Here is a 26,721-nt window from a genome sequence, read left to right as displayed (position 1 = left end):
GACAAAAAAGCATTTGCCAGAATCATTGCCGAAAAAAACAAACCCAATCAAAAAGACAGGGCATACAAACTAATTCCGTCGACTATGACACACTGTTGAGTTCTCAAACATCAGACGCACTCAGCGCGGTACCGGAGCCTTTGGTCCGACCGCCGCTGGGGCAACCTGCGAAACCTTACCGGGCGATCTCAGGCCGGTCAACTCTGGATGTTCGAGCCGATGTCGCCTGGTGTTCCCGCCCGGTGTGGGCCGCGAGATAGAACGTTAGGGCACTACCCGTCCGGACGCCAAATCGGGGGTCCCCTCACCCGCTCGGGGGTGGCGACGGTAGGCAGAGACCGATGGCTCATCCGGCAGCCAGAACCGCCACGGCCGGTCCGCGGCCAGGCGCACTCCGACCCGCGGACCGCTGCAGTACCTCACGCGCGTCGTCGCAAGAGCGAGGGCGAAGGGGGGTCGATCCAGCGCGGAGCCGGCGTCGTCGAGCTCGATGCCGAGCGCACGTCCGAGGTTGCCCGGCCCACGCGCGAGCAGATGCGCAGGGATGTCCGGCCGCCGTCGCGAGCGAGCGACGTCGATGCCCTCGACCACCTCACCCGCGCGCAGCAGCACGCCGCCTCCCTCACCCTCGGGACCGGTCACGATGTTCGCGCAATGGTGCATCCCGTAGCTCAGATAGACGTAGAGCCGCCCGGGCGGACCGAACATCGGCGCGTTGCGCGGCGTCGGGCCCAACGCCGCGTGCGAGGCGGGGTCGCTCGTCCCCTGATAGGCCTCGACCTCGGTGATCCGGACCGAGACGTCACCCTTGCGGAGCACCGCGCCGAGCAGCTGCGGCGCTGCCGACGCGGCGGCGCCGCGGAGTTCAGGCCAGCCGCCCACGAAGCAGCGCCATCTCCGAACGGACGTCGTCGAGCTGCTCGGCGACGCGCTCGGGAGCAGTGCCACCTCGACCGTTCCGCGCGGCGACCGACCCCGCGACCGTGAGCACGTCGCGAACTGCGGGTGTCAGATGCGGTGAGATCGCCGCGAAGTCGTCGTCACCGAGCTCGTGCAGCTCGATGCCCCGCTGCTCGCACTGCTGTACGCAGGCCCCAGCCACTTCGTGCGCAATGCGGAACGGCACGCCCTCCCGCACCAGCCACTCGGCGATGTCGGTCGCGAGCGAGAAGCCCTGCGGCGCGAGCGCAGCCATGCGATCCCGGTCGAAGGTGAGTGTCGCGACCATGCCGGTGAAGGCAGGGAGCAGCACCTCCAGGGTATCGACGGAGTCGAAGACCGGCTCCTTGTCCTCCTGGAGGTCACGGTTGTAGGCCAGCGGCAGCGCCTTCAATGTGGCCATCAGGCCGGAGAGATTGCCGATCAGGCGACCCGCCTTTCCGCGCGCCAGCTCGGCGATGTCGGGGTTCTTCTTCTGCGGCATGATGCTCGACCCCGTCGACCAGGAGTCGTGCAGGCGCGCGAACCCGAACTCGTAGGTCGTCCAGAGGATCACCTCCTCTGCCAGGCGTGAGACGTCCACCCCGATCTGCGCGCAGACGAACGCGAACTCGGCGACGAAGTCGCGAGCCGAGGTGCCATCGATCGAGTTCGCACTCGAGCCCGAGAAGCCCAGCTCGACCGCGACCGACGTCGGGTCGAGGCCCAGGGTCTGACCGGCGAGGGCACCCGAGCCGTAGGGCGAGTCGCTCGCGACCCGCGCATCCCAGTCGAGGAGGCGACTGACGTCGCGCAGCAGAGGCTGCACATGGGCGAGCAGGTGATGTGCGAGCAGCACCGGTTGTGCGTGCTGCAGGTGGGTGCGTCCGGGCATGACCGCGTCGCCCTGGGCCGCGGCCTGCTCGGCCAACGCCTCGACGAGATCCAGCACCGCGGCGCCGACGAGTCGGGCGTGATCACGCAGGTACATCCGAAAGAGGGTCGCGATCTGGTCATTGCGCGAACGTCCGGCGCGCAGTCGCCCACCGACATCCGCACCCACCTCGAGCAGCAGCAGTCGCTCGAGCGCACCGTGCACGTCCTCGTCGCCGGCGTCGGGCCGCAGGTCGCCGGCGGCGAAGCGCTCCCCGAGAGTGTCGAGCCCGCGCAGCAGCTCCGCATGCTCGGCGTCGGTCAGCAGTCCCGCTCGGTGCAGCGCGTTGGCGTGCGCCCGCGATCCCGCGAGGTCATAGGGCGTGAGTCGCCAGTCGAAGTGCGTCGAGCGGGACAGCGCCTCGAGCTCGGGCGAGGGGCCGCCCGCGAAACGGCCACCCCACAGTTTGCCGGTGTTGGTCGTGGACTCCCCCGCCATCAGTCGCTCCCGAACTCCATCGCCGCCGCGTCGAGCGCGTCGTCGGTGAGGTCCTCGTCGACGGCCGGGTTGTTGGCGATCACCTCGCCACCACCCTGTTCGATCTCGCCGAAGAGCGTGCCGTTCTCGACGAGCACCTGACCCTGCTCGATCGGCTGTGCGGCGTAGAGCTCGAGCTTGGCACGTGAGTCCGCGATGTCCAGGTTGCGCATCGTCAGCTGGCCGATGCGGTCGGTGGGCCCGAACGCCGCCGACTCGGTGCGCTCCATCGAGAGCTTGTCCGGGTGGTAGCTGAAGTCCGGGCCGTCGGTACGCAGCACCGTGTAGTCCTCGCCTCGACGCAGGCGGATCGTCACCTCGCCGGTGACGACCGAGGCGATCCACCGCTGGATCGACTCCCGCAGCATCAACGCCTGCGGGTCCAGCCACCGACCCTCGTAGAGCAGCCGACCCAGACGCCGGCCCTCCGCGTGGTAGCTGGCCACGGTGTCCTCGTTGTGGATCGCATTCAGCAGCCGCTCGTAGGCGATCCACAGCAACGCCATACCGGGCGCCTCGTAGATGCCGCGGGACTTGGCCTCGATGATCCGGTTCTCGATCTGGTCGGACATGCCGAGACCGTGACGCCCACCGATCGTGTTGGCCTCGTGGACCAGGGCGACGGCGTCGCCGAAGCGACGTCCATCGATCGCGACCGGACGTCCACGCTCGAAGGCGATGGTGACGTCCTCCGCGGCGATGTCGACGGAGGGATCCCAGAACTTCACGCCCATGATGGGCTCGACGGTCTCCAGGGAGACGTCGAGGTGCTCCAGCGTCTTGGCCTCGTGCGTCGCACCCCAGATGTTGGCGTCGGTGGAGTAGGCCTTCTCCTGGCTGTCGCGATAGGGCAGGTCGCGCTCGGTGAGCCACTGGCTCATCTCGGCGCGGCCGCCCAGCTCGGTGACGAAGTCGGCGTCGAGCCACGGCTTGTAGATACGCAGGTTCGGGTTCGCCAGCAGCCCGTAGCGGTAGAACCGCTCGATGTCGTTGCCCTTGAAGGTCGAGCCGTCGCCCCAGATCTCGACGCCGTCCTCGTGCATGGCCCGCACGAGGAGCGTGCCGGTGACCGCTCGCCCCAGAGGCGTGGTGTTGAAGTAGGACCGCCCGGCGGAGCGGATGTGGAACGCGCCGCATGCGAGGGCGGCCAGCCCCTCCTCCACCAACTGGGGCTTGCAGTCGACGTGGCGTGCGAGCTCCGCGCCGTACTGCATCGCGCGCCCGGGCACGCCGGCGATGTCCGGCTCGTCGTACTGACCGATGTCGGCGGTGTAGGTGCACGGCACCGCACCCTTCTCGCGCATCCAGGCGACGGCCACGGAGGTGTCGAGGCCGCCGGAGAAGGCGATGCCGACGCGCTCGCCGACGGGCAGGGAGGTGAGGACCTTGCTCAACGGATGTTCCTTCTTCTGATCAGGGAGGGGTGGGTCGGTGGTGGAGAGTTCAGTGGTCGACCGGCGGTGCGGGCGGGCTGTCGGCCAGCGCGAGCAGTCGTCGCGCCAGGGCGTCACCGCCCAGCGGATCACGGCCGATCAACAGCACGGTGTCGTCGCCGGCGATCGTGCCGAGGACGTCGGGCAGCTCCGCCTTGTCGACGGCCGACGCGAGGTACTGGGCGGCACCGGGAGGGGTACGCAGCACCACGAGGTTCGCGCTGGCGTCGGCACTGACGAGCAGCTCTCCGCAGAGTCTGGTCAGACGCGCCAACGCCGCGGCGGTCTCACTCGGCGCGGCCAGTCGACGGTCGCCGCCCTCTCCTGGCACGGCGTAGACCAGCGAGCCCGATGACGATCGCACCTTGAGCGCGTCCAACTCCACCAGATCACGCGAGAGCGTGGCCTGGGTGACTCGCAGGCCCTCGCCGGCCAGGAGGTCGGCCAGCTCGGTCTGGGAGTGGACCTCGTGCGTGGTCACGAGGTCGACGATGCGCTGATGGCGCGCGCTCTTCGTCGTCGGGACCATGCTCGCCATCCGCGTGCTCACTCCCCCGCCTCGGGGGAACCACTCTGCGCGAGCAGGAACGCGATCACGGCCTTCTGCGCGTGTCGGCGGTTCTCCGCCTCGTCCCACACGACCGACTGAGGCCCGTCGATGACGTCTGCGGCTATCTCCTTGCCGCGGTAGGCGGGCAGGCAGTGCATCGCGATGGCACCCGGGGCGGCGTGCGCCATCAGCTCCGACGTGAGCGCGTACCCGCCGAACACCGCGATGCGTTCGGCCTCCTCGGCCTCCTTGCCCATCGAGATCCAGGTGTCGGTGACGACGACGTCAGCGCCGGTGACGGCTTCGACAGGGTCGGCGAACGCCTGCGCCGACCCACCCGTGCCGGCCGCGATCTCGCCGGCCCGTTCGAACATCGCATCGCTCGGCACGTAGCCCTGCGGACCGCTCACGCGCACGTGCATGCCTGCCGTCGTGCCGGCCAGCAGCCAGGAGTTGCCCATGTTGCAGGCGCCGTCGCCGAGGAAGGCGACCGTCACTCCGGCGAGGCGGCCCAGGTGCTCGCGCACGGTGAGCAGATCGGCGATCAGCTGACAGGGGTGGAAGTCGTCGGTCAGCGCGTTCACGACCGGGACACCGACGTGGGCGGCCATCGTGTCGAGGTCGGACTGGAAGAAGGTGCGCCACACGACCACCGCGACCTGGCGGCCGAGCACGCGCGCGACGTCCTCGACCGACTCGCGCACGCCGATGCCGGCCAGGCGGCCCTCGACGAGCATCGGGCTGCCGCCCAACTCGGCGATGCCGGCACCGAAGGAGACCTGGGTACGCAGCGTCGGCTTGTCGAAGATCATCGCGACCGACCGCGGCCCGGCGAGCGGACGGCGAGCGAACGGCTCGGCCTTGATCGCCTGGGCCAGGTCGAGGACGTGCGCCTGCTCGGCCGGCGTCAGGTCGTCGTCGCGCAGGAAGTGCCGGATCACGAGGCACTCTCCGCGGCCATGGCCACCGCAGCGTCGAGGATGCCGGGCCACGCCTGCACCAGCTCGTCGATGTCGGTGTCGCTCACGATGAGGGGCGGCGCGAACCGGATCCGGTCCGGTCCGGTCGCGTTGATGATCCATCCGGCGTCCTGCGCGGCCGCGACCACGCGCGGCGCCTCGACGCCCTCGAGAGTCAGCCCGACCAGGACGCCTTCCCCACGGACCTCGACGACTCGATCATCCTGCGCGATGCCGGCCCGGAGCCGCCCACCCGCGAGCACGGCGCGCTCGATCAGGCCGTCGGTCTCGATGGTGTCGATGACGGCGAGCGCCGCGGCGCAGGCCACCGGGTTCCCACCGAAGGTCGTGCCGTGCTGACCGGGTTGCAGCAGGGCCGCCGCTGCTCCGAGACCGAGGCACGCGCCGATCGGCACACCGCCGGCGAGTCCCTTGGCGAGGGTCACGATGTCGGGGACGACGCCCGAGGGGTGGCTCGCCAACCAGTGGCCGGTACGACCCATCCCGCTCTGCACCTCGTCGAACCAGAGCAGTGCGCCCCGCTCGGTGGTGACCGTGCGTACCGCCGTCAGGAACTCCGCAGAAGCCACGTTCACACCGGCCTCGCCCTGGAGCGGCTCGATCACGACCGCGGCGGTCGCCTCGGTGACCGCCGCTGCGACAGCGTCGACGTCTCCGTAGGGAACCCAAGTGACCTCGCCGGGCAGAGGCTCGAAGGGCTCGCGGTAAGCGGCCTTCGAGGTCAGGGAGAGGCTGCCGAACGTCCGCCCGTGGAACGCGTCCTCCATGGCGACGATGTGCGTGCGACCGGTACGCCGGGTGATCTTGAGCGCCGCCTCGTTGGCTTCGGCCCCGGAGTTGCAGAAGAACACCCGCGCGTCGACCTCGGGGGGCGTCATCACGGTCAGCAGCCGCTCGGCCAGCTCGACCTGCGGTCGGGTGGTGAAGAAGTTGGAGACGTGGCCGAGCGTCGCGAGCTGATCGGTCACCGCAGCCACCAGTGCGGGGTGCGCGTGGCCCAGCGTGTTGACGGCGATGCCGCCGAGGAAGTCGACGTACTCGCGGCCGTCGACGTCCCAGACGCGGATCCCCTCGCCGCGCTCCAGGACGAGCTTGGGCCGGCCGAAGGTGTTCATCACGGCCGCCTCGTACCGGTCGAGATACGACGTGGTGGCAGGGCCCGCGCTCACGAGTCCCGAGCCTTCCGGGTCTTGGTCTCGACGCCCGGCAGCACCTGCGTGCCGACACCCTCCTTGGTGAAGAGCTCCAGCAGGACGGCGTGCGGTTCGCGGCCGTCGACCACGGTGGCCCGCGGAACCCCGGCGCGGACCGCCTGCAGGCAGGCGCCCATCTTCGGCACCATGCCGCTGGCCAGGGTGGGCAGCATCTCCTCCAACGACTCGGGGCTGATCTCTCCGACGACGTCCTGGCTGGCCGGCCAGTCGAGGAAGAGCCCCTCGACGTCGGTGAGCACGAGCAGCTTCTCGGCCCCCAGCGCGACGGCGAGCGAGGCCGCGGCGGAGTCGGCGTTGACGTTGTGCACCAGGCCGTCGACATCGGGGGCGACGCTGGAGACCACGGGGATGCGCCCGGCCTCGATCAGGTCGAGAACCGACTCCGGGCGCACGCTGGTGACCTCGCCGACCAGCCCGAGGTCGACCTCCTCGCCGTCGACGACGGTGTTGGTGGGCGTCGCGGTGAACAGTCCGGCGTCCTCGCCCGACAGTCCGACGGCGAGCGGTCCGTGCTCGTTGATCAGCCCGACGAGTTCACGCTGGACCTTGCCGACCAGCACCATCCGGACGACCTCCATCGCCTCCGGGGTGGTCACGCGGAGTCCGCCCCGGAACTCCGACTCGATGCCGAGCTGGTCGAGCATCGCGGAGATCTGCGGGCCGCCCCCGTGCACGACGACCGGTTTGAAACCGGCGAAGCGCAGGAACGCGATGTCCTCGGCGAAGGCGCGCTTGAGAGCGTCGTCGGTCATGGCGTTGCCGCCGTACTTCACCACCACGATCTTGCCGTGGTACTGCTTCAGCCACGGGAGTGCGGCGGCCAGCGTGCGGGCCTTGGCCTGGTCGGGCTTGGCGGTGTCGAACTCGCCGCCGACGCTGGAGTCGTTGACAGACTTCATGGAATCGCTCATGAGGAATAGGCGCTGTTCTCGTGGACGTAGGCGTGGGTGAGGTCGTTGGTCCAGACCGTGGCTCGCTCCGAGCCGGCCTTGAGGTCGATGGTGACAGTGACCTCGCGCGGCGCGAGGTCGACGGTCGACGGATCGGCGGACGGCGTGGAGTTGCGGCAGACCCAGACACCGTTCATCGCGACGTCGAGGTCGGCGGGGTCGAACGCTGCCGCGGTGGTGCCCACCGACGCGAGCACCCGACCCCAGTTCGGGTCCTTGCCGAAGACGGCGGCCTTGAAGAGGTTGCTGCGCGCCACGCTGCGGCCGACCTCGACGGCGTCGTCCTCGCTGGCGGCGTTCACCACCGAGATCGCGATCTCGTGGTCGGCACCCTCCGCATCGCGCAGCAGCTGCATCGCGAGGTCGGTGCACAGCTGACTCAGTGCGTCGGTGAAGTCGGCGAGCGACGGCGTGATGCCGCTGGCCCCGCTGGCCATCACCGTGACCGTGTCGTTGGTCGACATGCATCCGTCGGAGTCGAGCCGGTCGAAGCTGACCCGCGTGGCCGCACGGAGCGCGCCGTCGAGATCAGCGGCCGGCACGACGGCGTCGGTGGTGATCACCACCAGCATGGTGGCCAGTTGCGGGGCGAGCATGCCCGCGCCCTTGGCCATCCCGCCGATGCTCCACCCCGCGCCTTCGACGACCGCCTGCTTGCTGACGGTGTCGGTCGTCATGATCGCGCTCGCGGCGGCCGGTCCGCCGTCGGCACTGAGTCCGGCGTGGGCGGTCACCACGCCGTCGAGCAGGTTCTGGCGCGGGTTCGTCAGGCCGATCAGCCCCGTCGAGCACACCACGACGTCGAGTGCGCCGATGCCGAGGACGTCAGCGACCTTCTCGGCGACCGCGTGCGTGGTCTGGAAGCCCTCGGGACCGGTGTAGCAGTTGGCCCCGCCCGAGTTCAGGACGACGGCGCGCACGACGCCGTCCTTGACGACCTCCTGGCTCCACAGCACCGGGTTGGCCTTGCAGCGGTTGCTGGTGAAGACGCTGGCGGAGTCGAAGGTGGGGCCTTGGTTGACGACCAGCGCGAGGTCGGCGGCGCCAGTGGACTTGAGTCCGCAGGCGACTCCTGCGGCGACGAAGCCGGCAGGGGCGGTGATGCTCATGGGGGTTCCTCTCGGGCGTGGCTCTGAGGCCGTGACTAGGCGATGGGCGCAGGCTCGACGGCCTGCCCCGCTCGTCGCCAGGCCTGCGCCGCGCGCTCCGCATGCTGTTGGGGCACCAGGATCCAGTCGGTGTCGAACGTCGAGAGGGTGAAGGCACTGATGCCCTCCTCCGCCAGCGGCGCCAGGATTCCCGCCAGTACTCCGGCCTGCTCCCACGGGATCGTGCCGGCGATCTGGAAGGCCGTCAGGCCCCGGATGGCCCGGGCCTTGGTGGGCACCGAGCGCCCCGCGCAGACCAGCGAGGTCTCGGTCGCTGTCGCGGTGATGGAGAAGATCGACGAAGACTCGGCCCAGGTCGGGATCTCCGCTCCTGCGGGGAGGCGGACGACGGCGAGCTTCTCCGGAAACTGGTGCAGGGTCCACGAGGGTGCCGAGCCCTCAGCGGGGCTCTCGGCAGGCGTACCGGTGGGCTCGCTCATGGCGCGACTCCGATCGTCGAGAGGCCGAGGGCCTCGTCCAACCCCAGTGCGAGGTTCATACATTGCACCGCGGCACCGCCGGTGCCCTTCGCCAGGTTGTCGATGGCGCCGACCGCGACCAGCCGTCGAGCGGCGGCGTCGACGGTGACCTGCAGGTGGATGGCGTTCGACCCGAGCACCGACTGTGTCTGGGGCCATTGCCCGGTCGGCAGGACGTGGACGAACTGCTCGTCGGCGTAGAACCGCACGAACGCGTCGTGGGCCTCCTCGGCGGAGAGGTCGCGGGCCAACGGGGCCGAGCAGGTCGCGAGGATGCCCCGCGCCATCGGCACGAGCATCGGGGTGAAGCTGACGCTGACCGGAGTGCCGGCCAGCGGGCCGAGGTTCTGCATGATCTCGGGCGTGTGTCGGTGCACTCCCCCGACGCCGTAGGCGCTGGCGTTGCCCATCACCTCGCTGCCGAGAAGGTTCGCCTTGAGCGCCTTGCCCGCACCGCTGGTGCCCGAGGCCGCGACCACGACGACGTCCGGTTCGACCAGACCGCCCGCGATGGCCGGCGCCAGCGTGACCGAGGAGATCGTCGGGTAGCAGCCCGGGACGGCGACTCGACGCGCGCCGCGGAGCAGGTCGCGATGCCCGGGCAGCTCGGGCAGCCCGTAGGGCCAGGTGCCGGCGTGCGTGCCGCCGTAGAACTGCTCCCACGCCGCCGCGTCGCGCAGCCGGAAGTCGGCGCCGCAGTCGATGACGACCGCGTCGTCCCCGAGCTGCTCGGCGATCTGGGCGGACTGGCCGTGCGGGAGTCCCAGGAAGACGACGTCGTGTCCTGCAAGCACCTCCATCGTGGTGGGCTCAAGGACGCGGTCGGCGAGCGGCACCAGGTGGGGCTGGAGGGCCCCGAGCGTCTGACCGGCATTCGAGCCGCCGGTCAGGGCGCCGATGCGCACCTCCGGATGGGCCAGCAGCAGGCGCAGCACCTCACCACCGGCGTACCCGCTCGCTCCGGCCACCGCCACTGACGTCGTCGTCATGCGCATGAACATACAGGTTCTTGCATGATGATGCAGAATCGGGGTATCGCAGTCAGGAGCGTCGGACCGCCCCGGTGCGTTCGCCTGCCGCCGCGACTGCCGCATCGCGTGCGGCGGCGATCTCGTCCTCGGTCAGCGTCCGGTCCGGCGCACGGAACCGGAGCGCGAAGGCGAGAGAGACCCTGCCGTCCCCGACCTGCTCTCCGGTGTAGACGTCGAAGAGCCGGATCGACTCCAGCAGGTCGCCCGCTCCCTCGCGCAGCGCGTGCTCGACGTCGGAGGCAGGAACCGAGGCAGCGACGACGAGCGCCACGTCCTCCTTCGCGACCGGCTGGGTGGAGAACGAGGGCGCGACGCGCAGGTCGACGGCATGGTCGATCAGCACGTCGAGGTCGACCTCGGCAGCCACGGCCCGCGACGGCAGGCCGAGCTCGGCGCAGACCTTCGGGTGCAGCTCACCGGCATGGCCCACCACGACATCGCCCAGCACCAGCTCGGCACAGCGCCCGGGGTGCCACGGAGCGCGGGTCACCGCGCGACGATCGAGCCTCAGGCCGAGCGCCTCCGCGACGCCGTCGACGGCTGCGACCGCGTCGGTCCAGTCGACCGCCCGCCCCTGGCCCCACCAACCCGAGTGCTCCGCCTCGCCGACCGCGACGATCCCCAGGTGCAGCGGTTGTGCAGGCAACGCCTTCATCAGCGAGTCGAGCTCCGCGTCGGTAGGACGTCGGTCGACCGGCAGGATCGGCGCGCCGTCGCCACCCCGCGGCAGCGTCACGGTGGCGGCTTCGAAGATCGCGCACGAGGCCTGGCCGTGTCCCACGTTCCGCGACGCGGTGCGGAGGAGTGCCGGGAGCAGCGTGGTGGTCATCGCGGGCGCCTCGGCGCTGAGGGGGTTGCTCAGCACCAGGACATCGCGGCGCGGGTCGTCGGCTGGAATGCCGAGCGCATCGAGGGAGTCGACCCCGACGAACGGGAAGGTCACGACCTCCACGTAGCCGGCGCCGGCCATCGTGCGGCCGATGCGACGACGCAATCGCTGCGCGCGCGTCAGGCCGCGACCCGACGGCGGCGTCGGCAGCACCGAGGGCACCCGGTCGTAGCCGACGAGCCGGACGACCTCCTCGGTGAGGTCCTGCGGGTCGGTGATGTCGGCGCGCCACGGCGGCGGCACGACGTCGAGGCCGGCGGCATCGCCGTCGGGGACCTCGGTGACCTCGCAGCCGACGGCGCGCAGCGTCTCCACCACGCTCGCAGCGTCGATCGGGAGACCGGCGACACGGGCCGCCAGGTCGGTGGCGAGCCGGATCGTGGGCATGGGTGGCGGCGTGCCGACCACGGTGACGCCGGGGTCGGCCACGCCGCCGCCGTGCTCGATCAGCAGCTCGACGACCCGATCGGCCGCGGCCTCGCAGATGGTCGGGTCGACCCCCCGCTCGTTGCGCTTGCCGGCCTCCGAGGTCAGTCGGTGACGGCGCCCGGTGCGGAACATCGAGACGGGATCCCAGTGCGCCGCCTCGACGACGACGTTCGTGGTGGTCTCGCTGATCTCGGTCGAGGCCCCGCCCATGACGCCGCCCAGGCCGATGACACCGGAGCCGTCGGTGACGACGAGATCGCCGGCGTCCAGCTCGCGGTCCACGTCGTCGAGGGTCGTCAGGCGCTCACCGGTCCGGGCCCGCCGGACCACCAGCGGACCGGCTAGCCTGTCTCCGTCGTAGGCGTGGATCGGGCGGCCCGTCTCGAGCATGACGTAGTTGGTCACATCCACCGCGAGAGAGATCGAGCGCATCCCGGCCGCGGTGAGCCGCCGCACCATGAACGCCGGCGACGCAGCCGTGGCGTCGAAGCCACGTACCGTGCGCGCCACGAAGACGGGACAGCCCGTCGCGTCCTCCACCCGCACGGGGTGTCCCTCGGCGTTCGCCTGCGGCACCTCGCGGACCGCCGGATCACGGAACGACGTCGCGCCGTCGACGGAGACGAGAACCTCCCGAGCGATGCCGCGCAAGGAGAGGGCGTACGCACGGTCGGGGTTGACCTCGAACTCGATGATCTCCTCGTCCAGGCCGAGGAGAGGGCGCGCGTCGGCGCCGGGCGCCGCGGCTCCCGGCGCCAGCACGATGATGCCGTCGTGATCGCCGGAGAGGCCGAGCTCGGCCGCCGAGCAGATCATCCCCGCGGAGAGATGCCCGTAGGTCTTGCGTTCGGAGATCGCGAAGCCGCCAGGCAGGACACCTCCGGGGAGGACCACGACGACGAGGTCGCCGGGGCCGAAGTTGTGAGCGCCACAGACGATGCCCTGCGGTTCCCCCGTGCCGTTGGCGTCACCGACGTCGACGGTGCACCAGTTGATCGTCTTGCCGTTCTTCTGCGGTTCGGGCTCCTGGGTCAGCACCCGGCCGACGACAAGCGGGCCGGTGATCTGGTCTCCGGGACGCTCGATGGCCTCGAGCTTGAGCCCGGTGAGGGTGAGCCGCCGCGTGAGCTCGTCGGTCGTCACCTCGGCAGGGACCTCGACGTACTCGCGGATCCAGGACAGCGGCGCCTTCATCAGATCTCCGTTCCGAACGCGGCGCTGAACCGCACGTCACCTTCGAACAGCGGGCGCAGGTCGCCCAGCTGGTGCCGGAACATGAAGGACCGGTCGATGCCCATGCCGAAGGCGAACCCGCTGAACTCCTCGGGATCGACGCCGCACGCGACCAGCACGCGCGGGTTGACCACCCCGCAACCGCCCCACTCGATCCAGCCCTCGCCGCGGCACGTCCTGCACTGGTCGGCGTCCACCCCGCGACACACGAAGCAACGCACGTCGACCTCGGCCGACGGCTCGGTGAAGGGGAAGTAGGAGGGCCGGAACCGGGTGTCGATCCCCTCACCGAAGAGCTGACCGGCGAAGTGGTCGAGCGTGCCCTTCAGATGCGCCATCGAGATGCCGCGGTCGACAACGAGACCCTCGACCTGGTGGAACATCGGGCTGTGGGTGGCGTCGTACTCGTCGGTGCGGAAAACCCGCCCCGGGCAGACGACGTAGATCGGCGGAGTGCGGGTCAGCATGGTGCGCGCCTGGACCGGTGAGGTCTGGGTGCGGAGCACGACGTGGTGCTCGGCCGGCTCGACCCAGAACGTGTCCTGCATGGTGCGGGCCGGGTGGTCCGGACCCAGATTGAGCGCGTCGAAGTTGAGCCACTCGGCCTCGACGACCGGGCCTTCGGCGATCTCCCACCCCATCGCGACGAAGAGGTCGGCGATCAGCTCGGACTGCAGGGTCAGCGGGTGCCGCGACCCACGCGGGGTGCGGTCGACCGGACGCGTGACGTCGACGGTCTCCTCGACGAGCATCCGGTCCTCGTGCTCGACCTCCAGGACGGCGAGTCGGGCCGCCAGCGCCTGGTTGACCGCACCACGCGCCTGCCCGATGCGCTGCCCGGCCTCCTTGCGCGCCTGAGGCGGCAGGGCGCCGATCTCGCGGTTGGCCAGAGCCAGCGGCGAACGGTCGCCGGCGTGCTCGATCCGGACCTGCTTGAGCTGCTCGAGGTCGGCCGCCGCGCTGATAGCGCCGATCGCGGCGTCGCGAGCCGCCTCCACCTCCTCGGCCTTGAGTGGAGTGACCTCCACGGGGTCGTAGTCGGTGTTGGGTCCGGACATGGGGTGGAGTCTAGAGATCCATCGATCCACCGGAGTCGCGGCCCTTGACCGGCGAACCGGTGCCGTCGTCGGCCCGTCGTCAGCGCAGCTCGGTCGGCACCCCGGGCCAGTCGAACGCCAGACTCGCCCCGCCGCCGGGCGCGTCGGCGATCTCGACCGCTCCGCCGTGGGCGCGGACCAGACCGTTGACGATGTAGAGCCCCAGCCCCGACCCACCACGCCCTCCCCCGGTCCAGAACTTGGTGAAGACACGGCGGCGCAGCTCGGGCGGAATGCCCTCGCCCTCATCGGTGACACGGACCCGGATGCCCTCGGCCTCCGCCGTTGCCTCCGCCGAGGCACCCAGGCCCTCGGTGACGGTCCCGTGCTGGTGCGACTGCCCCGCGACGACCTCCACGCGCACCTCGCCGTCGCCATGCCGCACGGCGTTCTCGACCAGGTTCGTCACCACCTGGGTGAACTTGTCGGGATCGGCCATGATCTGGGGCACCGTCGCCGGGTCCGCCTCGAGCGTGATGGTGCGATGGGTACCGGCACCGACGGAAGCGACCACGCGCTCCAGCAGCACGAGCGGGTCGACCGGTCGCGGGTAGAGCTGGAGCCGACCGGTGTCGATGCGGGCGACGTCGAGCAGCTCGGCGATCAGCCGGCTGAGCCGGTCGGAGTCGGCCGCGACGGTGGTGAGCATCAGCTTCTTCTGCTCGTCGTTGAGCTTGTCCCAACGGTTGAGCATCGCCTGGACGAAGCCCTTCACCCCGGTCAGCGGCGAGCGGAGCTCGTGCGCCACGGTCGCCACGAGATCGGATCGCTCGCGGTCGAGCCGGGCCCGCCCCCGCCCCGAGCGCAGTACGACGGCCACGCCAGCGACCGGGCCGGCGCGGCGAGGTCGGGTCAGGCGCGCGGCGACCAGCACCTCGGTGCCGTCGGGCAGCAGCCAGGACTGCTCGGTGATACCCGTACGGGTGCTCAGGCCGCCATAGGGGGCGTTGCACTGCATCCACGCGCGGCCGTCCTGGTCCTGGAGGCGCAGCACGTCGGACAGCGGACGGCCGACCGCATGGGCGGTGTCGGTGCCGAGCATCCGAGCGGCGACGGCGGAGCAGTGCGTGACGCGTTGGTCGGCGTCGGCCAGCACCACGCCGTCGGGCAGGGCATCGAGCACGTCCTGGGGTTCGCAGCCGGCCACGTCGGCAGCGTACGCCGCGCGACCGCGGGGGCCGCTCGCCCGATGGTGTCCGCGGCGGCCGACCGTGTAGCCGGGTGACGACGGGGCATCATCGAGGGATGTCTCGGGCCATCACAGGATTCGCCACCTCCTTCGCGTTGCTCGCAGGGGTGGCCATCGTCGCCCCACCCGCCGCACGTGCGTGGAGCCCACCGTCTTCCGTGAGCTCCGTGAGCGACGACCCCGTCCGCACCGATGGAGCCGTCCGATTCACCGCGATCCCCCGGCAGGTCTTCCCCACCCCCGACGGCGGGCGGATCGCCGTCGGGGCCAACACCCCGCGTCGAGTGTTGATCCAGCGCCAACCGCCCGGCTCCGCCTGGAGCGCGCCGACCGTGCTCTACCAGCGCCGCGGCGTCACGTGCGGCGAGATCGACGGGCGAGCGTCCGCTGGCGGTGTCGCCCTCCTGCTCGAGTGCGACACCCCGTACTACGAGGACCAGGCCCCCGTCCACAGTGTGGCAATGGTGAGCCGCGACGGACGCTCCTGGGCGCGCACGGTGCTCCCCGGGGAGGCCTACCAGGCTCCGGCCATCTCAGCCGATGGTTCGCGAGCGGCCTGGCTGACCGGGGGTCACGGGCAGTACGTGCGCTGGAGCACGGGCGAGGGATTCGCGCCGGTCGCCGACACCGGCTACCGCTTCGACAGCGGAGGCGAGACGCTCGTGGTCGCCGACGACGGCAGTGTCACGGTGATCGGACCGGAGTCGAGGAGAGACCGCTGCCTCGTCGTCGCCTACACCCGTGGCGCGACGGGCCTCCGGAACCGCCAGGTCGTGTCCGGCGTCGACCCTGGTTGTACCGAGGGCGCTCTGTCCAACCGCGACCAGGACACCGTCACGGGTGGAACCTACGGGGGACGCGAGGCCCAGTACGTGATCAGTCGCACGGCGCCCGGAGCTCGATGGGTCCTCACCGCACGGCCGCCCTCATCCGCTCCGGGGCTCGCGGGGTTCGCCCGCCCCGGCGTGACGTTCCTGGACGTGCCCGGCCGCCCGCTGGCGGCGGTCGGGGGGATCGCGGGCACCTTGGCTCTCCAGACGTACGACACCGACCGCCAGGCCTGGAGCGGGTCCCGTGCGATCACCAGGCTCCCCGGCGACGGGTGCCGTGCGCGCGCGACGTTCACCGAGCGCGCGCTGCGGGTCGGGCTGCTCCCGCTGCGGTGCGGCCCCCGGGCGTATGCCGCCGTCTCGCCCGACCTCGCGTCCTGGCAGCTCGTGGTTACCGGTCGTCGTCCGGTCGCGATCTCGGCCGACGCCCGTACCGTGACGGCGCCCGCGGCGGGGCGCACCGTGATCGCCTCCCCCGACGGACTGCGGACGTTGAACGTCGTCGAGTCGTCGCGGTGCGGTTTCATCGCCGCCGACGGCGCCGACGTCGTGCGCCTGCACGCCCGCCGCTCGGATGGCTGGCCGAGGCTGGTGCAGACGTGGCGCGAGGGTCGTTGGCAGACGGTGCGTCGGCTGGCGCTGCCGAGGGGCACCTGCGCCGAGGTGCGCTCCGACGGCTACAGCGTGCCGACCGTGTTCGTGCTGAGGGGCGATGACCGGCGCTCGATCGCGCTCGAGGTGCGGCGCCGCGACGGCCGGCTGGACATCGTGCGCACCCGCTGGTGACTCCGCGACGAGGATCGCCACACCTGCGTGCCGGGTGTCGTCAGGATCGCGAACGGGCGCTCTCGTAGAGGCAGAGCGCGGCGGCCGTCGCGAGGTTGAGGCTCTCGGCGCGGCCGTGGATCGGGATCCGCACGCGGTGATCGGCCAACGCCGCGGTCTCGGCCGGGAGGCCCCACGCCTCGTTGCCGAAGAGCCAGGCCACCGGGCCGGGGGCGATCTCACCGACGCGATAGAGGTCGATCTCGCCGGTGCCGTCAGCGGCGAGCACGGTGAGTCCCCCAGCACGTGCGGCGGCGACGGCAGCGACGACGTCGCGCTCCTGCGCGATCGGGAGGTGGAAGGCGCTTCCTACGCTCGCGCGGATGGTCTTGGGGTTGTGCAGGTCAACGGCGTCGCCGGCCAGAACGACGGCATCTGCCCCGGCCGCATCCGCAGTGCGGATGATCGTGCCTGCGTTGCCCGGGTCACGCACCTCGGCGCAGATCGCCACCATGCTGGCGCCGTCGAGAACGGCGTCGACGGGACGGTCGAGGTGGCGGCAGACGGCGACCACCCCGGCCGGTGAGACGGCGTCGCTGAGCGCGGCCATGGCGCGGTCGTCCACGAGGTGGACCGGCGGCCCGCCGTCGCCGTCATCGGACTGCGGCAGCAACGCCAGGCCCGTTGGAGTCGTGAAGAGCTCCACGACGCAGCCCGGCCGGGAGAGCGCCGCCTCGACGGCCTTCGGGCCGTCGGCAAGGAACAGCCGCCGCTCGGAGCGAACCGAGCGGCGGCTGAGCCGACGCGCTTCCTTCACGCGGGCGTTGCCCGCGGTCAGAGGCGTCATGGTGAGACCTGTGCGCCTCAGGCGTCGGCGGACTCGCGCGGCGCGTTGACGTCGTCCGGCAGGGCCGCCTTGGCGACCTCGACGAGGTGGTTGAACGCAGCGACGTCGTTGACGGCGAGGTCGGCGAGGATCTTGCGGTCGACCTCGACACCCGCCAGGTTCAGGCCCTGGATGAAGCGGTTGTAGGTGATCCCCTGCGCACGCGCGGCGGCGTTGATGCGCTGGATCCACAGGCGACGGAAGTTGCCCTTGTTCTTGCGGCGGTCGTTGTAGCTGTAGACCAGGGAGTGGGTGACCTGCTCCTTGGCCTTGCGGTACAGGCGCGAGCGCTGGCCGCGGTAGCCGCTGGCGCGCTCGAGAGTGGTCCGGCGCTTCTTCTGGGCGTTCACTGCCCGCTTGACGCGTGCCATGGTGGTGCTCCTTCGTGTCGTGCGTCAGATAGGTGGGTGCGGGCAGGGCCTCAGCGGCCGAGCATCTTCTTCGCGCGCGGGACGTCGGCCTTCGCGACCTCGGTCGTGCCGCTCATCCGGCGGGTCACCTTGGAGGGCTTCTTCTCCAGGTTGTGCCGCTTGCCGGCCTTCTCGCGCAGGATCTTGCCCGAACCGGTCACCCGGAACCGCTTGCCGGCACCGCTGTGGCTCTTGTTCTTCGGCATGTCTTCTCTCCTCGGTTGGTCGCAGCCTGCCGCGCACGGCGGGCTGGTCGTCGTCCGCGGGTCACCCCGCGAAGTTGTGTGGGCTCAGAGCCCGATGCTCAGGCCTCGATCTCGGGGTCGAGGTTCTCCGAACGACGGCGCTCCTTCTTGGCAGCCACCGGACCAGCGGCGTGCGCGGCCTCGCGCTCGGCCTGCTCGTCGGCGGCCTGCGCCGCACGCGCGGCTTCCTTCTCGGCCTTCTCGACGAGATGGTCGGCCTTGGCCTCGGCCTTCTTCTTGTGCGGCCCGAGGACCATCACCATGTTGCGGCCGTCCTGCTTCGGCGAGGACTCGACGAAGCCGAGCTCGGTGACGTCCTCGGCGAGGCGCTGCAGGAGCCGGAATCCCAACTCGGGACGGTGCTGTTCGCGACCGCGGAACATGATGGTGATCTTCACCTTGTCGCCCGCGCGCAGGAACCGGACCACGTGACCCTTCTTGGTCTCGTAGTCGTGCGCGTCGATCTTGGGACGAAGCTTCATCTCCTTGATGATCACGTTCGTCTGATTGCGACGCGCCTCACGGGCCTTCTGGGCGTTCTCGTACTTGAACTTCCCGTAGTCCATGAGCTTGCAGACGGGCGGGCGCGCCGGGGGGGCCACCACGAGGAGGTCGAGGTCGGCCTCCTGCGCCAGCTTGAGCGCCTGGTCGGTCGACACGATGCCGACCGTCTCTCCGTTGGGACCGACGAGTCGGACCTCGGGAACCCGGATCCGCTCGTTGATGCGCAGCTCGGTGCTGATGTGTCCTCCAGTGATTCAGGGGTAAGGGCGGCGGAGTCTGCCCGTCGTCGTCCTCGAACACCGGCGCGGCCGGCGTCCGGGCCGCAAATGACGAACGGCTCCCGCTGGTCACAAGCGGAAGCCGATGCAGCCCACCCACCACGTACCTCCGCGTGCACGCCGTCGGCGCGCCCGTACAGGCACGAGGCCAGAGCCTCATGGACCGGACCCGACGATCTGTGATGGAGCTGGCGATCGATGCGGGTGGGAGAGGACGAACCTTCTCCGCTTGTGAGATCGGTGGGCATCAGCAGCACTGCCGAGGCGGCGCGGACGTCAACCCACTGATCGGTCAACACCGAAGGCTACGTCAGGATTCCCCGTCCTGCCCAATCGCCGTGCCCACCCAGGCGAGGCCACCGGCGACCCTCGCCACCTGCCACCCCGCGGCCAGTCCCCGCAGGTGCTCTCCCTCCACAACGAACGGCACCGGCCCTCCGACGTCGAGCACCAGCGCGGCAGCCTTCTCCTGGACCGCAGCGAGGGCGGCCGTGACCGCCGTGACGGGCACCGGGCGCGCGTCGGGCCGCCACGCCGACAGCGCTTCGGTGCTGGTGAAGCCGAGCAGCGCGAGCCGTCCGTCGGCGCCTTCCAGCAGCACTGCCGCCATGTCGCTCGACTTGTCGTGGGCCAGACCCTGCTCGTCGTACTCGACCTCTCCGAGCACGGCCATGACCGGGACCAGCACGCGACTGCGCCCGAGCGCGTCCAGGACGGCCCCGAAACCATCGATGTCGGTCGGCGCGGCGGCGTACGCCGCGAGGGCGGACTCCAGAGCCGGGTCGATCTCGCCGGTGTCGTCGGGGAACGCCGGAGCGAGGAGGTCACGGCGAGTCATGGGGTCCATCATCCCAAGTGCTCGGGGCGGGCGCACGTCCGGCATCGTTCGACGATCGGGTGGTTCTGGGAGGGTGGCCAGATGAGCCCTGGCCCCGACGTCGCCGAGGCGGCGCGCTCCGTGCGTGCCCAGATGGACGCGCGCGCCTCCCACGGTGTCGTCTGCCTCGACGGCCCCGCCGCGTCGGGGAAGACGACGCTGGCCCACGCTCTCCGCGACCACGCCGACGTGACCGTCGTCCACACCGACGACGTGCTCCCCGGGTGGTCCGGCCTGGCCTCGCTGCCTGCCGCGCTCGACGACCTGATCCTCACCTTCACCGCCGAACCGCGCCGGCCGTCAGGGTTCTACACCCGCTACGACTGGCACAGGGAGCAGCTGGCGGAGGTGGTCGAGGTGCCGCGGACGCCCTGGCTGGTGCTCGAAGGGGTCGGGAGCGGCAGCCTGCGCCATGCGCACGCCGTCACGCTGCTCGTGTGGGTGGAGCTCACCGACGCATCCGAGCGGGAGCGGCGCGGCCTGGCCCGCGACGGGGAGTCCGTGCGGCGGTACTGGCAGCAGTGGATGCTCGACGAACAGCGGTACTTCGACGAGCACCGGGTGCGCGAGCGCGCCGACCTGCTCGTCGTCGACGGCGTCCTGTCCCCCACCTGAGGCTCGAGTCAGCTCAGCGAGGCCCTTCCAGACCGGTCAGCGGTCGACCAGCGCGCGCAGCTCGCTGATCGCCGTCCGGGCGCGCGCACCGTCGGAGCTCTGGATGCCCATCGCGCTGAGGGTGGTGCCGTCCGCGAGGTCGAGGGTGGCCCACGGCGCTCCCCGGCCTAGGTGAGCGGCGACGACCTGCGGCCACTCCAGCTCGCGACGCCTGAAGCCGTTGACGACGGTGATCCCGTCCTCGCGCGCCTCCACCCGGGATCGCGCCATGGCATAGAGGCAGGAGAAGCCGAGCGCGAACATCGCGATCACCGTGCCGCGCTGAAACGGCGTGACGGCGGCTCGCGTCTCGTCGTCGAAGCCGAACCAGAGCAGCGCCATGATCACCGTCAGTGCCGCAGCCGAGGCGATGCCGGCGATGCGGGGGCCGATCGGGCGCCATGTGCGGGGAAGCGGCACGGTGTCTCCTGACTGTCCGGGCTGGGGCGTCATCGGTGGTCCGATCGCAGTCGCGTCAGAGGCGGCAGGCGTGGATGTCGGTGAGCAGGATGCCGCGCGCACCGAGGTCGTAGAGCTCGTCCATCAGTCGCTGGGCCCCTGCCCGCGGCACCATCGCCCGGACCGCGACCCAGCCCTCACGCCGCAGCGGCGACACGGTGGGACCCTCGATGCCGGGGGTCAACTCGACCGCCGCGGCGACGTCGGTCTCGGCGATGTCGTAGTCCATCATCACGTAGCTGCGCGCGACCAGGACGCCCTCGAGGCGGCGCTTGAACACCTCGAACGCGTCCGGGAGCTCGACGGCGGGGCGGGCGATGAGCACCGCCTCGCTCTGGAGAACCGGCTCTCCGAAGGTCGCCAAGCCCGCCCGCCGCAGCGTCGCGCCGGTCTCGACGACATCGGCGATCGCGTCCGCGACGCCGAGCTGGATGCTGGTCTCGACGGCGCCGTCGAGACGGATGACGCTCGCCTCGACACCGCGAGAGCGCAAGTAGGCCTCGACCACGCCGACGTAGGAGGTCGCGATGCGCTGACCCTCGAGGTCGGTGACATCGGAGAAGCGGCCCGTCGGACCGGCGAACCAGAAGGTGCTGCGCCCGAAGCCGAGCGTGCGCACCTCGGCTGCGGTCGCACCGGAGTCGTGGAGGAGGTCACGGCCGGTGATCCCGACGTCGAGGGTGCCCTCCCCCACGTACAGGGCGATGTCGCGCGGGCGCAGGTAGAAGAACTCGACGCCGTTCTCGGGGTCGGACAGCACGAGCTGCTTGGAGTCCTCTCGCTGCCGGTAGCCGGACTCGCGGAGGATCTCGGAGGCCGCCTGTGCCAGGGATCCCTTGTTGGGCAGAGCGATCCGCAGCATCGGGGCGGTCGGAAGGGTGGTCATCGGAAGGTCCGATCAGAAGAGCGATCCGGCGGGATCAGAGGTGGGCGTAGACGTCGTCGAGGTCGAGTCCGGAGGCGAGCATGAGCACCTGCGCGTGGTACAGCAGCTGGCTGATCTCCTCCGCCGTGCGCTCCTTGCCCTCGTGCTCGGCGGCCATCCACGACTCGGCGGCCTCCTCCAGGAGCTTCTTGCCGATCGCATGGACCCCGGCGTCCAGCGCCGCGACCGTGCCGGAGCCCTCGGGCCGTAGACGCGCCTTCTCGGACAGCTCTGCCCACAGCGCCTCGAACGTCTTCACGGGCACCCAGGGTAGTGCTGGGAGTCCCGGGTCATCGACGCAGGTCGTGCAGCGTGCGGGCGGTGAGCAGCGCGGCCGACGTCGCCTCGTGGCCCTTGTCCTCCGCCGACCCGGCCAGCCCGGCGCGGTCCAGAGCTTGGTCCTCGGTGTCACAGGTCAGCACGCCGAAGCCGATCGGCACGCTGTGGTCGAGTGAGACGCGAGTCAGACCGTCGGTGGCCGCGCTGCAGACGTAGTCGAAGTGCGGGGTACCGCCACGGATCACCACACCGAGCGCGATCACCGCGTCGTAGCCCTGAGCGGCGAGCACACCGGCGACGACGGGCAGCTCGAAGGCGCCGGGCACGCGGACGACCCGGGCACCCTCGACCGCGAAGTCGGCCAAGGCCCGCTCAGCACCGGCGAGCAGGCCGTCCATCACCTGGGTGTGCCAACTCGCGGCGACGACCGCGACGCGCAGGTCGCTGCAGTCGATCGCCTCGACGGCGGGGGCTCCGTGTCCGCTCATGCGTCTTCTCCTGTCGTTCCCGTCGCGGCGTCGACATCGTCGGACGTCGCCGTCCGGCCGGCGGTGCTGGCGTGCGCGTCGAGCCCGGGGAGCTCGTGTCCCATCCGGTCGCGCTTGGTCAGAAGGTAGGCGATGTTGTGCCCGTTCGGATGGGGCGTGAGCGGAACCCGCTCGGCGACCGGCACGCCGTACTCCTCGAGGTTGCTGACCTTGTCCGGGTTGTTGGTGAGCAGACGGACCTGCTCGACCTTGAGGTCCTTGAGCACCTGCGTGGCCGTGCCGTAGTGGCGGGCGTCGGCGGGAAGACCGAGGTCGAGGTTCGCGTCCACCGTGTCCCGACCGCCGTCCTGCAGCTGGTAGGCCTGCAGCTTCGCGACCAGGCCGATGCCACGGCCCTCGTGACCGCGCAGGTAGACCACGACACCGCGGCCCTCGGCGACGATCCGCTCGAGTGCCTCGTCGAGCTGAGGTCCGCAGTCGCAGCGCTGGCTGCCGAAGACGTCGCCGGTGAGGCACTCCGAGTGCACCCGGGTGAGCACCGGCTCGGGACCCGTCACATCGCCGTAGACGAGCGCGATGTGCTCGGAGCCGTCGGTGCTGATCCGGTAGCCGTGGGCGGTGAAGTCGCCGAACTTCGTCGGCAGTTGGGTCGTGGCCACCCGCTCGACGAGGTTCTCATGGGTTCTCCTCCAGCGGACCAGGTCCTCGATCGAGATCATCGCCAGACCGTGCTCGTCGGCGAACTCGCGGAGCTCCTGCGCGCGCTTCATCGTGCCGTCGTCGTTGACCACCTCCACCAGGACGCCCGCCGGCGTCAGTCCGGCGATCCGAGCGAGGTCGACGGCCGCCTCGGTGTGGCCCCGGCGAACCAGTACGCCACCCTCGCGGTAGCGCAGCGGGAAGACGTGGCCGGGCCGGGTGAGCTCCCACGGCTCGGTCGCGGAGTCGGCCAGGACCCGAGCGGTGTGGGCGCGATCGGCGGCCGAGATGCCGGTCGAGACGCCGTCGCGGGCGTCGACGGAGATCGTGTAGGCCGTCCGGTAGGCGTCCTTGTTGTGCGGCGTCATCAGGGGGATCTCGAGACGGTCGAGCATCGCGCCGGGCATCGGCAGACAGATGACGCCGCTGGAGTGACGGATCGTGAACGCCATCAACTCCGGTGTCGCCTTGCTCGCGGCGAAGATCAGGTCGCCCTCGTTCTCGCGGCCCTCGTCGTCGACGACCACGACGGCCTTGCCCGCCGCGATGTCGGCGATGGCACGCTCGACCGAGTCGAGCCGGACACCCCCGTGCTGGGGCGGTCGCGCGACGTCGTTGCTCGGGCCGTCGAGTGAGTCGTGGCCGGAGCCGGTGGTTCGGGATGCCATCAGCGGCTTCCTTCCTGCTGGGACGTGGACTGAGGGGGCACGACGTCGAGTCGTGCGGCGAGAAGCTTCTCGACGTGTTTGGCGAGGACGTCGACCTCGAGGTTGACCGCATCGCCGGGCTGACGGGAGCCCAGCGTGGTGCGGGAGAGGGTCTCGGGGATCAGGCTGACCGTGAAGGAGCCGGCCCGCGCCTCGACGACGGTGAGACTGACGCCGTCGACGGTGATCGAACCCTTGTCGACGAGATAGCGCCCGAGGTCAGGCGCCGCCGGCAGTCCGATCTCGACGACCTCCCAGTGCTCGCTCGGGTGGCGTGCCACGACCCGGCCCACGCCATCGACGTGGCCTTGGACGATGTGGCCGCCGAGACGCTTCTCCGCGGTGACGGCGCGCTCCAGGTTGACCCGGTCGCCGGGCGCGACGCCGGCCAGGCTCGTCTTGTCGAGCGTCTCCTGCATGACGTCGGCGGTCCAGCGGGCGCCGTCGCTGCTCACGACGGTGAGGCAGCAGCCGTTGACGGCGATCGAGTCACCGAGGCCGGTGCCTTCGAGCACCGTGCAGGCTGCGACGGTGAGACGGACGGCGTCGCCCTGCTCCTCGACGTCCTCGATGGTGCCGAGCTCCTCGACGATTCCGGTGAACATCAGCGCTCCTCTCGATGGGTGGATGGCGGGGCCGGACGGCCCGACGCGGATGTGACAGGGCGCAGGGTGAAGCGGACGTTGTGCTCGGGATCAGCGGTCAGGACGTGCACGTCGACGACCTCCGGCCGGAACGCGTCGCCGATCGTGGCGACACCGAAGTCGCCGACAGCCGACGCCCCCGCCCCGAGCAGGGTCGGCGCCAGGTAGGCCACGATCTCGTCGACCAGCCCGGCGCGGAGGAATGCCGCTGCCAGGGCAGGGCCACCCTCGAGGAAGACGTGGTGCCGATCGCGCTCGCGCAGGAGACGAAGCGCCTCGCGCGGATCGCGGGTGCGCAGGCGCACCGTGTCGGCCGCCGCGTCGAGGATGCGACGTCCGGGATCGAGGTCGCGTAGACCCATCACCGCGCGCAGCGGCTGGATCGGCAGGTCCACGTCGTGCTCGTCGCGGACGGTGAGCCGGGGATCGTCGGTCTCGACCGTGCCGGTGCCGACCAGCATGGTGTCGCAGAGCGCCCGAAGCCGGTGGGTGTCACGTCGCGCGGCGGCGCTGGTGATCCAGCGGCTGCTGCCGTCGGCCGCGGCGGAGCGGCCGTCGAGCGTGGCGGCGAACTTCCACGTGACGAACGGGCGGCCCTGCTCGATCGCGAAGGTCCAGGTCCGGTTGAGCTCACCGGCGTCCTCGGCGTCGATGCCACCGAGCACCTCGAGACCGGCGGCCCGCAAGGTCGCTCCCCCGCCGGACGCCACCGGGTTCGGGTCGGACTGGGCGAAGACGACGCGCCGGACGCCGGCCTGGATCAGCGCCTGTGCGCACGGCCCTGTGCGTCCGGTGTGATTGCACGGTTCGAGGGTGACGACGGCGGTGGTGCCGCGGGCAGCCGCGCCCGCACGCTGGAGCGCGTCGGCCTCGGCGTGCGCGGTTCCGGCACCGCGGTGATGCCCCTCGGCGACGGTGCGCCCCTCGTCGTCGAGCAGCACGCAGCCCACCCGCGGGTTCGGACCGACCGGGACGCCGGGCGTCGCCGCCAACGCGAGGGCACGGCGCATCGCCGTCCGCTCTACTGCGCTGACCGACATGGTCTCAGTCCTCGGTGGTCTCGGGCTCGCGAGACTCCGGGGCTGACGGCGGATCGCCGGCACGTCGATCGCGTACCGGAGCGTTCCACCAGCGTGCGCTTCCCATCCGGACTTTCACCGTCGGTTCAGGAATCACACCTGATCAACCGGTGACTGGCTGTCACCGGGTCGCGGACTTTCACCGCCGGCTCGGAATTACACCGACCCCAGAGCACGCGAGCGAATTGCTCGTCGAGGACAAGCCTGCCACACCGGAGCGGTCGATCCGACGCTGCCCGCACCGTGGACGGATGACGGCATCGCCTATCGGGCTCTGAGGCGTCGCCGATCGCGGCCCGAATTCGGCTCGCCGCGTTTCGAGACGCTTCCTGGCGCTCGCTCCTCGACCCAGGCGGTGACCGAGCCTCAGGCGCGGGCGGCCTCCGCGCGGGCGCGCAGGTCGGCGACCATCGCGTCGGGGTCATCGGCGGAGTACACCGCACTGCCGGCTACGAAGACGTCGGCGCCCGCAGCGGCGCACCTCTCGATCGTCTCCAGGGAGACACCGCCGTCGACCTGGAGCCAGGTCTGCACGCCGTGCTTGTCCATCAACGCTCGGGTGCGGCGGATCTTCGGCAGCACCATGTCGAGGAACTTCTGGCCCCCGAAACCGGGCTCGACGGTCATCAGCAGCAGCATGTCCAGTTCAGGCAGCAGGTCCTCGTAAGGCTCGACCGGTGTCGCCGGCTTGAGCGCCATGCTGGCGCGAGCACCCGCCGCGCGGATCTCACGGGCGAGCCGGACCGGGGCCGCGGCCGCCTCCACGTGGAAGGTCACCGAGCCGCATCCGGCCTCGGCATAGGTGACGGCGTGCCGGTCGACGTCGGCGATCATCAGGTGCGCATCGAGCGGAATGTCGGTGGAGCGCGCCAGCGCCTCGACCATCGTCGGCCCGAAGGTCAGGTTCGGGACGAAGTGGTTGTCCATCACGTCGACATGCACCCAGTCCGCACTGGCGATCCTGGCGACTTCAGCACTCAGGTTCGCGAAATCGGCGTTGAGGATGCTCGGGGTGATCTGCACGTGGCCCACGGAGGTGCA

Annotated in this window: 28 protein-coding genes and 1 riboswitch; of the genes, 2 read left to right on the top strand and 26 right to left on the bottom strand. The window is 70.8% G+C overall.

Annotation, left to right across the window (positions count from 1 at the left end; genetic code table 11):
* Nucleotides 1-264: 264 nt before the first annotated feature.
* The 13 genes from KSO97_RS01720 to KSO97_RS18120 form a co-directional block, all read right to left on the bottom strand.
* Nucleotides 265-882, bottom strand: coding sequence for a DNA-3-methyladenine glycosylase (locus KSO97_RS01720; RefSeq protein ID WP_232676093.1), 618 nt, complete (start codon nt 880-882; stop codon nt 265-267).
* A complete protein-coding gene (gene argH, locus KSO97_RS01715; RefSeq protein WP_232676092.1) occupies nt 866-2,290 on the bottom strand; it encodes an argininosuccinate lyase in 1,425 nt (474 codons plus the stop codon). The genes KSO97_RS01720 and argH overlap by 17 nt, the downstream gene beginning before the upstream one ends.
* Nucleotides 2,290-3,723 (bottom strand): argininosuccinate synthase, encoded by a 1,434-nt coding sequence (gene argG / locus KSO97_RS01710; protein WP_232676091.1) that lies wholly within the window; start codon nt 3,721-3,723, stop codon nt 2,290-2,292. The genes argH and argG overlap by 1 nt, the downstream gene beginning before the upstream one ends.
* A gap of 49 nt (nt 3,724-3,772) precedes the next feature.
* Entirely contained in the window at nt 3,773-4,300 is a 528-nt protein-coding gene (locus KSO97_RS01705; RefSeq protein WP_232676120.1) for an arginine repressor, read from the bottom strand.
* Nucleotides 4,301-4,308: 8 nt separating this feature from the next.
* On the bottom strand, nt 4,309-5,253 hold the full coding sequence (gene argF, locus KSO97_RS01700; RefSeq protein ID WP_232676090.1) for an ornithine carbamoyltransferase: 945 nt from the start codon (nt 5,251-5,253) through the stop codon (nt 4,309-4,311).
* Nucleotides 5,250-6,461 carry an acetylornithine transaminase gene (locus tag KSO97_RS01695; protein ID WP_232676088.1) on the bottom strand — a complete coding sequence of 404 codons (1,212 nt, stop codon included), beginning with the start codon at nt 6,459-6,461 and terminating at the stop codon, nt 5,250-5,252. The genes argF and KSO97_RS01695 overlap by 4 nt, the downstream gene beginning before the upstream one ends.
* On the bottom strand, nt 6,458-7,405 hold the full coding sequence (argB, locus tag KSO97_RS01690; RefSeq protein ID WP_232676086.1) for an acetylglutamate kinase: 948 nt from the start codon (nt 7,403-7,405) through the stop codon (nt 6,458-6,460). Before argB ends, KSO97_RS01695 begins: the two co-directional genes overlap by 4 nt.
* An 8-nt stretch (nt 7,406-7,413) precedes the next feature.
* Complete coding sequence (argJ, locus tag KSO97_RS01685) at nt 7,414-8,565, bottom strand: bifunctional glutamate N-acetyltransferase/amino-acid acetyltransferase ArgJ (RefSeq protein ID WP_232676084.1); 1,152 nt, start codon at nt 8,563-8,565, stop codon at nt 7,414-7,416.
* 35 nt (nt 8,566-8,600) lie between these two features.
* Nucleotides 8,601-9,044, bottom strand: coding sequence for an ACT domain-containing protein (locus KSO97_RS01680; protein WP_232676083.1), 444 nt, complete (start codon nt 9,042-9,044; stop codon nt 8,601-8,603).
* A complete protein-coding gene (gene argC, locus KSO97_RS01675; RefSeq protein ID WP_232676082.1) occupies nt 9,041-10,078 on the bottom strand; it encodes an N-acetyl-gamma-glutamyl-phosphate reductase in 1,038 nt (345 codons plus the stop codon). The genes KSO97_RS01680 and argC overlap by 4 nt, the downstream gene beginning before the upstream one ends.
* Before the next feature lie 46 nt (nt 10,079-10,124).
* Nucleotides 10,125-12,626 carry a phenylalanine--tRNA ligase subunit beta gene (pheT, locus tag KSO97_RS01670; RefSeq protein ID WP_232676081.1) on the bottom strand — a complete coding sequence of 834 codons (2,502 nt, stop codon included), beginning with the start codon at nt 12,624-12,626 and terminating at the stop codon, nt 10,125-10,127.
* A complete protein-coding gene (gene pheS, locus KSO97_RS01665) occupies nt 12,626-13,723 on the bottom strand; it encodes a phenylalanine--tRNA ligase subunit alpha (RefSeq protein ID WP_232676080.1) in 1,098 nt (365 codons plus the stop codon). The genes pheT and pheS overlap by 1 nt, the downstream gene beginning before the upstream one ends.
* A gap of 79 nt (nt 13,724-13,802) precedes the next feature.
* On the bottom strand, nt 13,803-14,909 hold the full coding sequence (locus tag KSO97_RS18120; RefSeq protein ID WP_232676079.1) for an ATP-binding protein: 1,107 nt from the start codon (nt 14,907-14,909) through the stop codon (nt 13,803-13,805).
* 209 nt (nt 14,910-15,118) lie between these two features.
* Between KSO97_RS18120 and KSO97_RS01655 the strand changes: the two genes are divergently transcribed.
* Nucleotides 15,119-16,567, top strand: a complete 1,449-nt coding sequence (locus tag KSO97_RS01655) for a hypothetical protein (RefSeq protein ID WP_232676078.1) — start codon at nt 15,119-15,121, stop codon at nt 16,565-16,567.
* Nucleotides 16,568-16,607: 40 nt separating this feature from the next.
* Here KSO97_RS01655 and KSO97_RS01650 read toward each other — a convergent pair whose 3' ends face one another.
* The 5 genes from KSO97_RS01650 to KSO97_RS01630 form a co-directional block, all read right to left on the bottom strand.
* Complete coding sequence (locus KSO97_RS01650) at nt 16,608-17,393, bottom strand: RNA methyltransferase (protein ID WP_232676077.1); 786 nt, start codon at nt 17,391-17,393, stop codon at nt 16,608-16,610.
* Nucleotides 17,394-17,410: 17 nt separating this feature from the next.
* Nucleotides 17,411-17,803 carry a 50S ribosomal protein L20 gene (gene rplT, locus KSO97_RS01645; protein WP_232676076.1) on the bottom strand — a complete coding sequence of 131 codons (393 nt, stop codon included), beginning with the start codon at nt 17,801-17,803 and terminating at the stop codon, nt 17,411-17,413.
* Between the two features lie 50 nt (nt 17,804-17,853).
* Entirely contained in the window at nt 17,854-18,048 is a 195-nt protein-coding gene (gene rpmI / locus KSO97_RS01640; RefSeq protein ID WP_232676074.1) for a 50S ribosomal protein L35, read from the bottom strand.
* A 98-nt stretch (nt 18,049-18,146) separates the two neighbouring features.
* A complete protein-coding gene (gene infC, locus KSO97_RS01635; RefSeq protein WP_374198429.1) occupies nt 18,147-18,845 on the bottom strand; it encodes a translation initiation factor IF-3 in 699 nt (232 codons plus the stop codon).
* Nucleotides 18,846-19,179: 334 nt separating this feature from the next.
* Entirely contained in the window at nt 19,180-19,707 is a 528-nt protein-coding gene (locus KSO97_RS01630) for an SseB family protein (RefSeq protein WP_232676072.1), read from the bottom strand.
* Between the two features lie 81 nt (nt 19,708-19,788).
* Here KSO97_RS01630 and KSO97_RS01625 point away from each other — a divergent pair, with 81 nt between their 5' ends.
* The gene (locus KSO97_RS01625; RefSeq protein WP_232676071.1) at nt 19,789-20,361 is read left to right on the top strand and encodes a 4-amino-4-deoxy-L-arabinose transferase; all 573 of its coding nucleotides are present in this window, start codon (nt 19,789-19,791) and stop codon (nt 20,359-20,361) included.
* Nucleotides 20,362-20,397: 36 nt separating this feature from the next.
* Here KSO97_RS01625 and KSO97_RS01620 read toward each other — a convergent pair whose 3' ends face one another.
* From KSO97_RS01620 to rpe, 8 genes are all read right to left on the bottom strand, one after another.
* A complete protein-coding gene (locus KSO97_RS01620) occupies nt 20,398-20,820 on the bottom strand; it encodes a PH domain-containing protein (protein WP_232676069.1) in 423 nt (140 codons plus the stop codon).
* Between the two features lie 55 nt (nt 20,821-20,875).
* Nucleotides 20,876-21,721 (bottom strand): ATP phosphoribosyltransferase, encoded by an 846-nt coding sequence (gene hisG, locus KSO97_RS01615; protein WP_232676116.1) that lies wholly within the window; start codon nt 21,719-21,721, stop codon nt 20,876-20,878.
* Between the two features lie 58 nt (nt 21,722-21,779).
* On the bottom strand, nt 21,780-22,043 hold the full coding sequence (locus tag KSO97_RS01610; RefSeq protein ID WP_232676068.1) for a phosphoribosyl-ATP diphosphatase: 264 nt from the start codon (nt 22,041-22,043) through the stop codon (nt 21,780-21,782).
* Between the two features lie 31 nt (nt 22,044-22,074).
* Entirely contained in the window at nt 22,075-22,551 is a 477-nt protein-coding gene (gene ribH / locus KSO97_RS01605) for a 6,7-dimethyl-8-ribityllumazine synthase (RefSeq protein ID WP_232676067.1), read from the bottom strand.
* Entirely contained in the window at nt 22,548-23,918 is a 1,371-nt protein-coding gene (locus KSO97_RS01600; RefSeq protein ID WP_232676066.1) for a bifunctional 3,4-dihydroxy-2-butanone-4-phosphate synthase/GTP cyclohydrolase II, read from the bottom strand. Before KSO97_RS01600 ends, ribH begins: the two co-directional genes overlap by 4 nt.
* A complete protein-coding gene (locus tag KSO97_RS01595) occupies nt 23,918-24,562 on the bottom strand; it encodes a riboflavin synthase (protein WP_232676065.1) in 645 nt (214 codons plus the stop codon). Before KSO97_RS01595 ends, KSO97_RS01600 begins: the two co-directional genes overlap by 1 nt.
* Complete coding sequence (gene ribD, locus KSO97_RS01590) at nt 24,562-25,641, bottom strand: bifunctional diaminohydroxyphosphoribosylaminopyrimidine deaminase/5-amino-6-(5-phosphoribosylamino)uracil reductase RibD (RefSeq protein ID WP_232676064.1); 1,080 nt, start codon at nt 25,639-25,641, stop codon at nt 24,562-24,564. Before ribD ends, KSO97_RS01595 begins: the two co-directional genes overlap by 1 nt.
* A gap of 89 nt (nt 25,642-25,730) precedes the next feature.
* Nucleotides 25,731-25,860, bottom strand: a riboswitch (FMN riboswitch).
* Between the two features lie 186 nt (nt 25,861-26,046).
* Nucleotides 26,047-26,712 (bottom strand): ribulose-phosphate 3-epimerase, encoded by a 666-nt coding sequence (gene rpe, locus KSO97_RS01585; protein WP_232676063.1) that lies wholly within the window; start codon nt 26,710-26,712, stop codon nt 26,047-26,049.
* Nucleotides 26,713-26,721: the final 9 nt, after the last annotated feature.

Origin of the sequence: Nocardioides sp. R-C-SC26, from assembly GCF_021246465.1 — a bacterium.
Lineage (GTDB): Bacteria > Actinomycetota > Actinomycetes > Propionibacteriales > Nocardioidaceae > Nocardioides.
The sequence above is the reverse complement of the archived record's forward strand: the minus strand, read 5'-3'. Positions and strand labels throughout refer to the sequence as shown.